The following is a 14164-nucleotide window of genomic DNA, read 5'->3' on the forward strand; positions in this document are numbered from 1 at the left end:
TAACCCAATTTAAAGCAGAAGCCAGCGTAAAAATTTGTTTAAACAGTTGGAATATCTTCTACTAACATTTCATTACCAGGCTTATCATAATAAGTACAGGTCATACGCTGCATGTCAACTATCCATTTTTCAACACCCGCTTCTGCAGACTGCCTGCAAAAAGTGAGATAATCAGTCTGTCCCTGCTGATGAATTAATAAGCTATGTTTAAGGTTTTCTTTATTACCTCTTTCTGCAACTTCTACCGGCGCCCATTTTGCATCAGCCGAAAGGATAAAGTTGTTTGAACCATGATATTGAATGTGCCCGTCTGAAACAAAATGCTCGTAAAATAAAACGCCTAAAGATTTCATTTCCTTCACATACGATGGAAAATCTATACCGGTTCTAACTTTAGAATGTGCCGCTTTAATTTGTTCAATTGTAAACATTATTTAATTTTTTAATTGTAATTAATGCTGCAAAACTCGAACAATGGTAAAGCCTGTGATTGTAAAAAATCGTTTATTACAAAAGCCGTTTAAAATTCTCCGGTGTGTCGCCGGTGTATTGTTTAAAATCTTTTATGAAATGTGCCTGGTCAAAAAAGTTATGTTCAAAACATAAATCGGTAAGCGACCTGGCTTTTTTCAGATCACCTATAACGGCATTGAAACGAACGATAGAAGCAAATTTTTTAGGAGTGGTTCCAACAAGACTGCGAAATCTTTTTTCGAATGGGCTTTGGCTGATAAACAGCTTTTGTGTTAATTCTTTTATTTTAATTAAGCCATTTGATTGATAAATAAGTTTAACAGCTTCAACTATTAGTTTGTCTTCTTTTCTCTCCTTTAGCTGCGACAATAAAAATTGTTCAATAATTTTTATTTTGCCTGTATGCGATGCAGCCAATGATAATTTATACTCCGTTTCTTCAATTTTATTTTTTTCAAAGATGTTGTCAAGCGAAACACTCTGATTAAATAATTCATGTGCTGGTAAACTGGAAAAATAAGTAAAACCGGTTTCTGTGAAGTACACAAGAACAGTGCCTGTAACAACAGTGTTTTCAAAAGTTTTGAAACTGTTTTGTATGCCGGTAATGCCTGCTGTTGCCAAAGTATTTTGCAAATTGTTTTCAACAGAATTTAAAAATCCTTTGTATTGAAAACCGATGACAAGTTTTGTTGAAGGGAAAACTTTGTATGTGTGTTGTTGAAGACTTTCAGAGATGGCAAAGTGATTTACATAAGGCTTTAACTCTTCTGTTGGCGTGATTTTATAAAAACTCATTTTGATGTTAGTGTTACGCTAAATTACCACCGCCGGAGGCTGGTAAAAAAACCCTTGCTTCATCAAATATACTCATGATGTAAAAATACCAGTTCATCGCCAAGCCATAAGCAGGGCAAAACTTTTTATTGACAAATTGAATATAATTGAAAATAAACATTACATTTTACATCCTGAAATTTATAGAGACTCATCAATTTCAACGCAGCATACCCAAACGAAACAACCCACCGCCAACTCCGCAATTAAAAAGGCTCTGTGCAAGCACGAACCGCCAATAAAGACGTTGCTAAAAGCGTGGCTTGACATAATAAATTCCAGCAACAATAATTCTAACCGGCGACATATTTAGCAAAGTATAAAACCTGTGAGGTTTTGGAAACTGCAGCACAAACAATCATTCATTTAGCATAAGTTTAAAAAGTTCTACCTTCAACCCTTTCTGAAAACAGGAAGCCTACACACAATATCAATACTTCCTTCAAAATCTTAAGCCCGCCTGCTGCACATATTAATTACAAAGGCCATGAATAAAATACTATTAGCAGGCGCAACAGGATATTTGGGAAGCTTCATTCTTAACCAGCTTTTGGAGAAAGGTTTTGAAACAAGGGTGGTGGTAAGAAATGAAAATAAACTGCCTAAGCCCGTTATTGCAAACAACAAATTGGAGATTGTAAAAGCTGAAATCACCAATCCGGCATCTATTGCAAAATGCTGTAAAGACATAGATGTTGTTATTTCAACAGTTGGTATAACGCGGCAAAAAGACGGGTTAACCTATATGGATGTGGATTACCAGGCAAACCTTAATTTACTGGAAGAAGCCAAACGAAACTGCGTTAAAAAGTTTATTTACGTTTCTATTCTCAACGGCGATAAATTAACGCACCTTAAAATTTGCCAGGCAAAAGAACGGTTTGTGGCAGCGCTTAAAAATGCAGGATTGGATTATTGTATTGTTCGCCCTACAGGCTATTTCTCGGATATGAATGAGCTTTATCAAATGGCAAAGAAAGGAAGGGTGATGTTATTTGGTAATGGTGAAAATAAAATGAATCCCATTCACGGAAGCGACCTTGCTGAAGTTTGCATAAATGCAATAGATGCAGGCGATGCAGCAATTAGTGCAGGCGGGCCACAGGTGTTTACCTATAAACAAATTGCTGAAACTGCATTTTTGGCAACCGGTAAAAAAGTGAAGATCACATACATTCCAAACTGGGTTAGAAAAACAATTTTATTCCTGTTGAGAACTTTTACAAACAGCAGGTTTTATGGCCCGGTTGAGTTCTTTATGACCGTTTTATCAATGGACCTGGTTGCACCTAAATATGGAACCTTTACTTTGAAAGCCTATTTTGAAGAACTTAACAATGAAAGCCTGCATCATTAACAGGGTATTTATATTCAGCCTCCTCTCCTGTTAAGGAACGATATGTTACAGGTTTGCTTTGCAGGCGTGCAAAAAACTTTCCGCGTTGGCTTTTATACTAACTGGATTTATAAAGAATATCTTTTTTTTGCCTAAATGCCTGTTACAACCAGCTTAATGTAAGTGTTGCTGTAACTAAAAAATCACTGTTGTATCTGTTAATTACTGCTCATGGATGATGCGCTATCGCAAAAACAAATACGGGATATACAAGCACAAATTGCACAGGAAGAAGAGAGTTATACCAATGCGATGAAACATCGTGCAGGATTTAATGAGTTAAAGGAAAAACGTTTATCCATCCGTACGCTAAAAGACCAGCTACAGGTTTTGTTAAATAAAGACGGTATGGGCAACAGCAATAATTTATCTGCAGGTTCAATAGAAAGCGGCAGTAAATTAACCGAATAATTCTTCATTTGAATAAGAGGAATCATACAGTGAAACGAGTATTGCAATGTATGAGGGCTAACCTTAAGCCTATCTTTAAGATAATTGATTTTAAACTATGCCACACAGACTTAGTAAATTGGGTGCAAGAATTAAAGAAATCCGTACAAAAAAGAATATATCTCAAAACGAACTGGCATTGATGTGCGAAATTGAAAAAGCAAATATGTCAAGGCTTGAATCGGGGCAAGGCAATCCTACCATTCTCACTTTGTTTAAGATTTGTGATGCATTAGAAATTTCGATAGAAGAGCTTTTTAAAGAAGACGGCTTATCTTCTGTTTAAAACTGCAATAATAACCCGCAGAAAAATGGCTGGGCCACTGCCGGCATGCCAATGCACCCTTTTATATAACAAACGATGCCAGGCACTCAAAATTCTACCGGCAAACAGCCTGCGCCTTCCGCTTCCTATTCACATAAAACATTAATTTAGCTTTGGCATGCGCTGTTATCTCATCTGAAAGTATATCAAAACATTATGTTTCTTTCTTCTGCCAGGTTTTATTTGCTACTGATTTTTACCGCAACTTTTTTAATCAATGCATCCGCCCAAAATAACGGGGATAAAAGATTGATTAGCCAAAAGTTTGTTTATAAAACAGCGCAGTGTAATGAAGTATATATGGTATGGGCTGTTGATTACTGGAGAACGCCGGCAAAAAAGTTCTGGCCAAAAAATACGCATTTACAGGATAAGTTTGCCTACACCAAATTAATTAAGCAGGAAAATTCTTTTTCTGCTTCCATTACCCTTCCTTATAACAGCCGGATAGATTATTTTTTTTGGGCGCCAAAAGATAATAAAGGAAAAAAAATAACCGGGTGGGATACCAATCTTAAAAGTGATTATACAAGCAATTTTACAGAGAACAAAACAATTGAGTTAAACGATTCAAAATTATATATTGAGTATCCAAAGTTTACTATTCTTTCATCAGGCACATTATTTTTAATTATATCGCTTCTTTTATTTTTAGCTGTATTTTTTTTATTTAAAAAAAACCGCAAGCTGAACGCGTTGCTTCTTGTTGCCGGATTTTTAAGCAGTGCTTTTATTTATATTTTTTTTGCACGTGCAGAAATTGCGGGCCTGTATCATAAAAGCTTGCCTGTTATTGCAGGGTCTGTTTTCCAGGATGTGTTTTGGTTACTTGTTATTGGAATTTTGTTTTTTCCATTGCTTTATATCTTCAGGCAAAAAATTATAGTAAAAAATGTTTTGCTTATAGCCTTCTTTTTAACGGCAATAATTACAGTTTTAAGTTCACTGCTCAATATTGAGGTGGTAAAGCAATTGGGCACGCCGTTTAATTACAGGTGGCTTTACTATTCAGATTTTTTAAGAGGGAATGATGCCCGCACAGGCGTTAGTGAAACACTTACCGGCGCTTTCTTAAGCAATATTTTTTTATTATTGGCCGGCTATCTTCTTACCGGTATAGCTGCATCAATTGCTATAAAAAATATAGTGCGAAGTAAAAGAGCAGCGCTTTCTTTAATGGTGATGCTGCTTATTTTCTTTTTAGTTAGTTTTTATCAATACAAAACCAATTATTTTAAAGCTGCAACAATACAAAACCCTGTAACGGCTTTTGTTTTATCTGTTTTTGAACCAAGTGCAGAAGCACAAATTTTAAAAACAAAAGTTTCTGATGAAACAGCGCAGTATATAATTAACTATCATAATAATTTTTATACATCAGCACCCGCTGACAGCAACCTCATAGATAATATCATTTTATTTGTTTCCGAATCTACCCCCAAGCAATACATCAGCCTTTATGATTCTGCTTTTCACTGCACGCCCAACCTAAAAAAATGGAGCAGCATATCTGCGGTTTATACCAATATGTATGCGCAAATACCAAGCACGCCCAATTCTATGCTTACACTTGTCTCCGGTATTTATCCTATGGTTAGCTATAAATCTGCCGTTTCAGAAAAAATCCAATTGCCTCCTGTCGGCTTACCAAAACTTTTAGAGCATAATGGATGGGCAACTTCTTTATTTTTTTCTTCCGACCTGCATTATGCTGATATGGAAGTGTATGCAAAAAGCCAGGGCTTTTCTTTTACGGGGGATGTTAATACGATGCCCTGCAATAAAAAATTTACAATAACGCACAGTGATATTGATGGTGTTGATGACGAATGCTTAATAGAAAATTATTTTAAATGGGCTGATACAACAAAGCCGAAAAAAAAGTTTAGCATGTTATGGACCAATCAAACGCATTATCCTTATTATACTGATACCATCACTTCTTATACTAAAGAGCATGACAACCTGAACCGTTATCTGAATGCACTGCATCATACAGATAAAGTGTTTGGTGAGCTGATGACAGGATTAAAAGAACGAAATCAGCTTAAGAGCACCTTAGTCATTTTTGTTTCCGATCATGGTGAAGCTTTTAATACACATAACCAAACGCTTCATGCGTCCCGTATTTATGAAGAAAATGTACATATTCCCTGTGTGCTTTTTAACCCCGTTCTTTTTAAAGGGCAGTATGATGATGATATTCATGGCCTTATTGATATTGATGTTACCATAGCGCATTTGCTCGGGCTGCAAAAACCAAAAGAGTGGCAGGGCAAAAGTTTGTTTGATACAGCTAAAGACGGACGTACATTTTTCATTAGCCCTTATACAGATTTAATTTTAGGAACAAGAAATGAGCATTGGAAATATATTTATAATGCCGATACGAAAGCGAATGAATTATACAACCTGGCAACCGACCCGAAAGAATTGTTTAATGTTTCTGACCGCTATCCTGAAGTAGTAAGAAAAGAACGCGAAATATTAACAGGTTGGGTACAGTACGTACAAAAACAGTATGCTCAATAAAATTGAAAAGCCAATCAAACCTTCCACCTTAAACCATCATTGGCTTATTTTTGCTCGGTGAGCAACAACAATATTTCTGAAGAAAAAATTATCAGCAATGATTCATCCGGGGAAGACAAAACAGTGATCCTCGCCATCGAATCTTCCTGCGATGAAACATCGGCATCCGTTTGTGTTGACGGAAAGATTTTATCCAACATTATTGCCAGCCAGGCTGTGCATGAACAATATGGCGGTGTTGTGCCGGAGCTTGCCAGCAGGGCGCATATACAAAACATTGTTCCGGTTGTTGATGCAGCTTTAAAAACAGCTTCAGCCACTCACCATTCATCGCTCACCACTCACGAAATAGATGCCATTGCGTTTACACAGGCGCCGGGATTGATTGGCAGTTTGCTGGTGGGTGCACAGTTTGCAAAATCTTTATCGCTGGCCTTAAACAAGCCCTTAATAGCGGTGCACCACATGCAGGCGCATGTATTGGCTAATCTTATTGCGGAGCTCAGGCCTTCATTCCCTTTTTTATGTTTAACCGTTAGCGGCGGCCACACGCAGATTGTGCTGGCACATTCACCTTTGCAGCTTGAAATAATTGGCGAAACCATTGATGATGCTGCCGGTGAAGCTTTTGATAAATCAGCCAAAATGCTCGGCCTTCCTTATCCCGGCGGGCCATTGATTGATAAATATGCCAAACAGGGAAACGCCAAAGCCTTCAAATTTGCAGAGCCGCAAATACCGGGTTTAAACTTTTCGTTCAGCGGGTTAAAAACCTCAGTACTTTATTCACTGCAAAAAGAAGTAAAAAATAATCCCGCTTTTATTGAAGAAAACCTTTACGATCTCTGCGCTTCCATTCAATATACCATTATTCATATTTTAATGAAGAAGCTGAAGAAAGCAACAGAACAAACAGGTATTAAGCAGGTTTGCATTGCGGGCGGCGTTAGTGCGAACAGTGGTTTGCGAAACGCCTTGAAAGAATATGGTGTAAAATATAACTGGCAAACTTTTATTCCCGCCTTTGAATATTGTACCGATAATGCCGCCATGATTGCCATTACAGCTTATTATAAATATCTCGCCGGCGATTTTGCCGAACTGAGCATAAGCCCAACAGCAAGGGCTGAATGGTAGATAACTGCCACAGATGCACAGATTATTATTAATTGATGTGCTTTGTAGCACCCTATCTGTGCATCGTGGCTAAAAGACTTCACTAACGTCCTCTCCTCATTTATCTGGTAAAAAATTTGCAATAATAAAAGCGCATTAATGTCATTTAATTAAGGCCTTTATTCTTGAAATATTCAATAACTGATCAATATCGTTTAGTTAAGCAGTATTTGTAAAAGCTCCTCTCCTTTGGAGAGGGTTTAGGTTAAGGTTTACAATTGAATATTGTGTTGCTGAATATTGAGTATTTCTTAACTAAACAATATAGAAACGTATTTATAAATTTTTTGCATGCAACTAACCGGTGGTTATCCTTTCTGGCTTATACATGATGGCTTACCTTACAGTTATCCAAAACTTTGTGAGAATATTGAAACCAATACTGTTATTATAGGCGGCGGCATATCGGGTGCACTGGCGGCTTATTACCTCACTGAAGCAGGCATACAATGTGTGTTGGTTGATGGCCGAACTATCGGGCTTGGCAGCACCTGCGCCAGCACGGCTTTGCTGCAATACGAATTAGATGAGCCGCTTCATTTATTGAAGGAAAAAGTTGGTGTGGCTACGGCAGAACGGGCTTACGCTTTATGCCATCAATCTATTGATACGCTGTCTGAGATTATGGATGCGATTGAATTTAAGGAATATGAAAGAAAGAAGAGCCTGTTCTTTTCAACCCATCGTTCTCAAAAAAAATTTGTACAGGATGAATTTAATGCCAGGAAAAATGCAGGTTTTGATGTTGAATTATTAAACAAGGATCAACTTGAAAAAGAATATGGGTTAAAGGCCGAATATGCTATTCTTTCTGCGCAGGCCGGTACAACAAATGCATATGCATTAACGCATGCGTTGCTTCAGCATAGCATGAAAAAAGGTTTGCAGGTTTACGACAGGACTTTTATAAAAAGAATTCAGTATAAAAAAAATACCATGCTGCAAACTGCTGAAGGAAGAATAATAAAAGCAGCCAATATTGTAAATGCAACAGGTTATGAAGTAGTGAATTTTATTTCTAAAGGCATTGTTGATTTTTATTGCACATACGCGCTTATATCGGAACAAAACCCTGAAGAAAAAAGATACTGGAGAGAAGATACCGTTATGTGGAACACAGATGACCCGTATTTATATATGCGGCTTACAAGCGACAACCGCATACTGGTTGGTGGCCGCGACGAACGTTTCAGCAACGCCTTTACAAGACAAAGTTTATTAAACAGGAAATCGAAACAACTGGAGAAAGATTTCAGCAAGGTTTTTCCGCATATCCGGCTTAAAAAAGAGTTTTGCTGGAGCGGCACTTTTGGCAAAACAAAAGATTCGCTGCCTTACATCGGCGCTTATAAAAAAACTCCAAATGTTTATTATGCGCTTGGTTTTGGTGGCAATGGCATTACTTTTAGTGTGGTTGCTGCGGAAATTATCCGTGACCTGGTTTGCGGCCAGTCAAACGCTGATGCAAAACTATTTTCATTTAACCGCTAACTGTTAAACATAAACAGCCATCTTTTTCGCTCTGCAACAAAATACTACATTTGCGCCCCGTTGAGCTATCAGCTATCAGCGGTAATTACATTACATGAGCAACGAGAAAGAAATAAGCCGCAGGAGAACATTTGCTATTATATCGCACCCCGATGCCGGTAAAACCACATTGACCGAAAAGTTTTTGTTGTTTGGCGGCGCTATTCAAACAGCGGGCGCAGTTAAAAGCAATAAAATTAAAAAGCACGCCACGAGTGATTTTATGGAGATTGAAAGACAGCGCGGCATTTCGGTGGCTACCAGTGTAATGACGTTTGAATACAGGAACTTTCTCATCAACCTTTTAGATACGCCCGGCCACAAAGATTTTGCAGAAGATACCTATCGCACCCTCACCGCTGTTGACAGCGTTGTGCTGGTGATTGACAGTGTGAATGGCGTGGAAGAACAAACCCGCAGACTGATGGAAGTTTGCCGCATGCGCAATACGCCGGTAATTGTTTTTATTAATAAGATGGACCGCGATGGCAAAAACCGTTTTGACCTGCTGGAAGAGATTGAAAAGGAACTGAAGATACAGTTGCACCCAATGACCTGGCCCATCAACAGCGGTAAAGATTTCAAAGGCGTATATAATCTTGATGCAAAAAGCCTGGTGCTGTTTACTGCCAATACAAAAGCCACCGAAGATGATAGTATTGTAATTGAAGATTTAAATGATGATTTTCTGAACGATAAAGTTGGCAACAATGATGCTAACATACTGCGTGAAGATGTAGAACTGATAGATGGCGTATATGGCAAGCTGAATACGGAAGATTATTTATCAGGCAGCGTGGCGCCGGTTTTCTTTGGCAGCGCCATCAATAATTTTGGCGTAAAGGAATTGCTTGACACCTTTATAAAAATTGCGCCTGAACCATTAGACCGCGAAACGAGTAAGCGCGTAGTAAAAGTGGAAGAACCGAAGCTGAGTGGTTTTGTTTTTAAAATTCATGCTAACCTCGACCCAAGGCACAGGGACAGGATTGCTTTCCTGCGTGTGTGCAGCGGCAAGTTTGAACGCAACAAATATTATCACCATGTGCGGCTGGATAAAGATTTCCGTTTCAGCAACCCCTACTCTTTTATGGCACGCAGCAAGGATATTATTGAAGACGCTTATCCCGGCGATGTAATTGGTTTGTTTGATACCGGCAATTTCAAAATAGGCGATACGCTTACTGAAGGGGAAGATTTTTATTTCACCGGCATTCCTTCTTTTTCACCGGAGATTTTTAAAGAACTGGTGAATAAAGACCCGATGAAAACCAAGCAGCTTGAAAAAGGCATAACGCAGTTAACGGATGAAGGCGTGGCGCAATTGTTTACGCAGTTTGGCGGCAATAAAAAAATTATTGGTTGTGTGGGTGAACTTCAGTTTGAGGTTATTCAATACCGCTTATTGAATGAATACGGCGCTGCCTGCGAGTTCAGGGTTTTGCCGTTTTATAAAGCCTGCTGGCTTACCAGCAATAACCAGAAAAAGTTAGATGAGTTCCTTCGTTTTAAACAGCAAAACAGCGCGGAAGATAAAGATGGCAACCCTGTTTATCTCGCACAAAGCGAATGGTTTTTAAACACAGAAATTACAAACAACCCTGATATTGTATTTCACTTTACAAGCGAGATACATAAATCAGCATAAATTATTTATCCTTCTCTTTTTGTGAGCGTGGTTTATAATAAAGCACACTGGCTTTTTCAATTGTCATTAAACCGCCGCAACCTGTTTCCTCCAGCATGCGGCCTGCTGTTTCTGCAAATACATTTATTTTATCTTCAGCATCTATTATTTCTATAACAATGGGAAGGTTCTGCGATATATCAATAAGCTTGGCCGTGTGCACAAATGAAGATGCGCCAAACGACATAATACCACGCAAAACAGTGCAGCCCGCAACCTGCTGCTTTTTTGCTTCAAATAAAATGGCTTCATACAATGGCTGATGGCCAAACTTATCTGCTTCGCCAATAAACAGGCGCAGCAGTTTTGAATCGTGCCCCGGTTCCATAATCAGGATATTAATTTAATGAATAAAATACCGGCATGAACGGCGCCAAACCCAATGATCACACTAAGTGAAACATACAGTAAAGCATAAAGGAATTCGCCATCAAGTGCCATGCTTACGTTTTCGTAAGCAAAGGAAGAAAATGTTGTAAACCCGCCGCAAATACCAGTGGCAAGAAAGAGCCGCATTTCCGGTGAAAGCAGGTTGCCTTTATCGGATAAAGCATACACAAGGCCGATAACAAAACAACCAATAATATTTACGATTAATGTGCCAAGCGGAATAGAAGAAGGATAATTATGCTGCACATATTGCTGAAGTAAATACCTGCAGATGCCGCCTATAAAACCGCCTATTCCTATAAATAATAAATTCCTGAACATAGTAACAAAATTATTAAACTACGAACAGGAGTCATCAGCTTTTTACGGCGGTTAATGGCGAACCCCATCGCCGGTGCAAATATATGGCTGAATATAAGAAACGCGTTAAAACTTTTAGTTGTATAATAAGTTATATTGCAAACAGGTTAAACCGTAAGGCTGCTGATTAAATTATCAACTGCTGCAGTGTGCGACGCAACCGTGCTTTATAGAAATACAACTGCTGATTACACATAAATAAAAAATAAGCGAAGCTTATGAAATGCCTTTTATTACACCATCAAAACATGAAACGGCTTTGCATCTGGTAATCGAAAAACATTTAAAATATATGAATGAAACCGGGCATAATAATTTTTCGCACCAAAGAAAATGTATATAGCGAGGTTGCATAAAATAATTAAAAAAATCAAACCTATACGAATGAAAATACGTGAAATAAAAATTTTAAGAGGCCCGAACTACTGGAGCATACGCCGTCCAAAACTCATTCAGATGACGCTTGACCTGGAAGAAATGGAGCAGCGCCCAACCAATACGATCGATGGCTTCCTGGAGCGGTTGCAAACACTTATGCCAAGCCTGTATGAACACCGTTGCAGTGAGAATAAACCCGGCGGTTTTTTCAGCCGTGTAAAAGATGGTACGTGGATGGGCCACGTGATTGAACATATTGCCCTGGAACTGCAAACGCTGGCGGGCATGGATTGCGGCTTTGGCCGTACCCGGGGCACGGGCAAGGAAGGCGAATACTTTGTTGTGTTTGATTATATGGAAGAAGATGCAGGCGTGTATACGGCCAGGGCTGCAGTACGCATTGCAGCAGCATTGATTGATGCACAGCCGTATAACCTTGAAGAAGACATTCAACGGCTGCGTGAAATAAGGGAAGATACAAGGCTGGGCCCTTCAACAGGCAGTATTGTTGATGAGGCTGTAAAACGCGGCATTCCTTTTATACGGTTGAATAAACAAAGCCTTGTGCAGTTAGGTTATGGCGTACATCAAAAACGCATAAGGGCAACCATTGCAAGCACCACATCAACCATTGCAGTTGATATTGCAGGCGATAAAGAAGAAACTAAGGCCTTGCTTGATGCTGCACAAATACCCGTACCAAAAGGCACGGTGATACGTACTGAAGAAGGTTTAAAAGATGCGGTTGAACGGTATGGTTATCCGCTGGTAATAAAGCCGATTGATGGTAATCATGGCAAAGGCAATACCACTAACATCACAACGTATGAACAAGCGCTGAAAGCATTTGAAGCAGCCAAACAATACAGCCGCAGCGTTATTATTGAAAAGTTTATTACCGGCTTTGATTTTCGCGTGCTGGTCATCAATTATAAATTTATATGCGCTGCATTAAGAACGCCTGCAAGTGTTGTGGGCGATGGCGAGCATAACATTCAATGGCTGATAGATGAAACCAATAAAGACCCACGCCGCGGTTATGGCCATGAAAAAGTTTTAACACAAATAACTATCGATCAGTTCACGCAAAAAATGCTGGATGAAAAAGGTTATACATTAGAAACAATCCCGTCAAAAAATGAGCTGGTGTTATTAAAACCAACAGCTAATCTTTCAACAGGCGGCACATCAACCGATGTTACAGATGAAGTGCATCCAGTCAATATTTTTATGGCTGAACGTATTGCCCGCATTATCGGCCTTGATATTTGCGGCATTGATATAATGGCGCCCGATCTTAAAAGACCTGTTACGGAAAATGGCGGCGCTATTCTTGAAGTGAATGCAGCGCCGGGCTTCCGCATGCATGTTGAGCCATCAGAAGGTATTGCAAGAAATGCAGCAGAACCTGTTATTGATATGCTGTTTCCCAAAGGAGCCACAGGCCGCATTCCAATTATAGCCATCACCGGAACGAATGGTAAAACCACTACCACAAGGTTAACCGCACATATTTGCAAAGCTGCGGGCAAAAAAGTTGGTTACACAACAAGCGATGGCGTTTATATTCAAAACCAGTTAATGATGAAGGGCGATTGTACCGGCCCTCTAAGTGCAAGGTTTGTATTAAGCGATCCTACAGTTGATTTTGCTGTGCTGGAAAGTGCCAGGGGCGGTTTATTAAAATCGGGTTTGGCCTTTGATAAATGCGATGTTGCTATTGTTACCAATGTTACGGCAGATCACATGGGGCTTGCGGGCATTAACACACTCGAGCAAATGGCTCGTGTAAAAAGCGTTGTTCCCGAAACTGTAAGGAAAGGCGGCTTTGCCATATTGAATGCAGATGATGACCTGGTGTATAAAATGAAAGACAGCCTTGATTGTAATATTGCTTTTTTCAGCATGGATGAAAATAACCCGCGTATAAAAAAGCATTGTGGGGAAGGCGGTTTTGGCGCCGTATATGAAAATGGTTATATCACCATCTTAAAAGGCACCTGGAAAATACGCGTATTGAAAGTGAATGATATTCCCATAACCTTTGATGGCAAAGCCATTCATAATATCATGAACACATTGCCTGCTGTGCTGGCAGCTTATATGTTCAGGGATATTTCTATTGAAGATATACGCACAGGCTTAACCACGTTTGTGCCTTCGCCTGCATTAACGCCAGGCAGGCTGAATATGTTTGAATTTAAGAAATGCAAGTTTCTTGCTGATTTTGCACATAACCCTGCCGGGCTTGAGTTGCTTGGTAATTTTGTGAGCAAGATGGATGGCTCGCCAAAGGTTGGCATTATAAGCGGAACAGGCGACAGAAGGGATGAAGATATTCGCGAATTGGGAAGATTATCCGCAAAATATTTTGATGAGATCATTATCCGCTGCGATAAAAATTTACGCGGCCGCACGGCGGAAGAAATTGTGAATTTATTGGTTGAAGGCATCAATGAAGCGAAAACAAAAGAAATTCCTTTCGAGATAATTTATAATGAACAGGATGCCATTTTGCATGCTTATAACAATGCAAAACCTGGTTCATTAATCACCATCATGTGCGATGTGGTATCTGAAGCGCTTGATTTTATTAAAAATTTAAAAGCGAAAGAAGATGCAGAATAAC

Annotated in this window: 12 protein-coding genes and 1 riboswitch; of the genes, 8 read left to right on the forward strand and 4 right to left on the reverse strand. The window is 39.2% G+C overall.

What is annotated here, in order from left to right:
- Nucleotides 1-38 precede the first annotated feature (38 nt).
- Nucleotides 39-431 carry a DUF1398 domain-containing protein gene (locus BM015_RS15060; RefSeq protein WP_090660215.1) on the reverse strand — a complete coding sequence of 131 codons (393 nt, stop codon included), beginning with the start codon at nt 429-431 and terminating at the stop codon, nt 39-41.
- A gap of 76 nt (nt 432-507) precedes the next feature.
- Nucleotides 508-1272, reverse strand: coding sequence for a helix-turn-helix domain-containing protein (locus BM015_RS15065; protein WP_090660219.1), 765 nt, complete (start codon nt 1270-1272; stop codon nt 508-510).
- 526 nt (nt 1273-1798) lie between these two features.
- On the opposite strand from BM015_RS15065, the gene BM015_RS15070 reads away from it, so the two are divergent.
- The 7 genes from BM015_RS15070 (at nt 1799) to BM015_RS15100 (ending at nt 10368) form a co-directional block, all read left to right on the forward strand.
- Nucleotides 1799-2668, forward strand: a complete 870-nt coding sequence (locus tag BM015_RS15070; protein ID WP_090660222.1) for an SDR family oxidoreductase — start codon at nt 1799-1801, stop codon at nt 2666-2668.
- Between the two features lie 210 nt (nt 2669-2878).
- Nucleotides 2879-3118, forward strand: a complete 240-nt coding sequence (locus BM015_RS15075; RefSeq protein ID WP_090660225.1) for a hypothetical protein — start codon at nt 2879-2881, stop codon at nt 3116-3118.
- Nucleotides 3119-3215: 97 nt separating this feature from the next.
- Nucleotides 3216-3443: a helix-turn-helix domain-containing protein gene (locus BM015_RS15080; RefSeq protein ID WP_090660228.1), complete on the forward strand. Its 228-nt coding sequence runs from the start codon at nt 3216-3218 to the stop codon at nt 3441-3443.
- Nucleotides 3444-3638: 195 nt separating this feature from the next.
- The gene (locus BM015_RS15085; protein ID WP_090660231.1) at nt 3639-6014 is read left to right on the forward strand and encodes an LTA synthase family protein; all 2376 of its coding nucleotides are present in this window, start codon (nt 3639-3641) and stop codon (nt 6012-6014) included.
- 57 nt (nt 6015-6071) lie between these two features.
- Nucleotides 6072-7151 carry a tRNA (adenosine(37)-N6)-threonylcarbamoyltransferase complex transferase subunit TsaD gene (gene tsaD / locus BM015_RS15090; protein ID WP_245751447.1) on the forward strand — a complete coding sequence of 360 codons (1080 nt, stop codon included), beginning with the start codon at nt 6072-6074 and terminating at the stop codon, nt 7149-7151.
- Between the two features lie 330 nt (nt 7152-7481).
- A complete protein-coding gene (locus tag BM015_RS15095) occupies nt 7482-8681 on the forward strand; it encodes an NAD(P)/FAD-dependent oxidoreductase (protein ID WP_090660234.1) in 1200 nt (399 codons plus the stop codon).
- Between the two features lie 94 nt (nt 8682-8775).
- Nucleotides 8776-10368 (forward strand): peptide chain release factor 3, encoded by a 1593-nt coding sequence (locus BM015_RS15100; RefSeq protein WP_090660238.1) that lies wholly within the window; start codon nt 8776-8778, stop codon nt 10366-10368.
- A 1-nt stretch (nt 10369) separates the two neighbouring features.
- Here the strand turns inward: BM015_RS15100 and BM015_RS15105 are convergent, their stop codons facing one another.
- The gene (locus tag BM015_RS15105; protein ID WP_090660241.1) at nt 10370-10735 is read right to left on the reverse strand and encodes a DUF190 domain-containing protein; all 366 of its coding nucleotides are present in this window, start codon (nt 10733-10735) and stop codon (nt 10370-10372) included.
- Between the two features lie 2 nt (nt 10736-10737).
- A complete protein-coding gene (crcB, locus tag BM015_RS15110) occupies nt 10738-11118 on the reverse strand; it encodes a fluoride efflux transporter CrcB (protein WP_090660244.1) in 381 nt (126 codons plus the stop codon).
- 18 nt (nt 11119-11136) lie between these two features.
- A riboswitch (Fluoride riboswitch) is annotated at nt 11137-11199 on the reverse strand.
- Between the two features lie 342 nt (nt 11200-11541).
- Here crcB and cphA point away from each other — a divergent pair.
- Nucleotides 11542-14163: a cyanophycin synthetase gene (cphA, locus tag BM015_RS15115; protein WP_090660313.1), complete on the forward strand. Its 2622-nt coding sequence runs from the start codon at nt 11542-11544 to the stop codon at nt 14161-14163.
- The last annotated feature ends 1 nt before the right edge of the window (nt 14164 follow it).

Source organism: Parafilimonas terrae, assembly GCF_900115755.1.
Taxonomy (GTDB): Bacteria; Bacteroidota; Bacteroidia; order Chitinophagales; family Chitinophagaceae; genus Parafilimonas; species Parafilimonas terrae.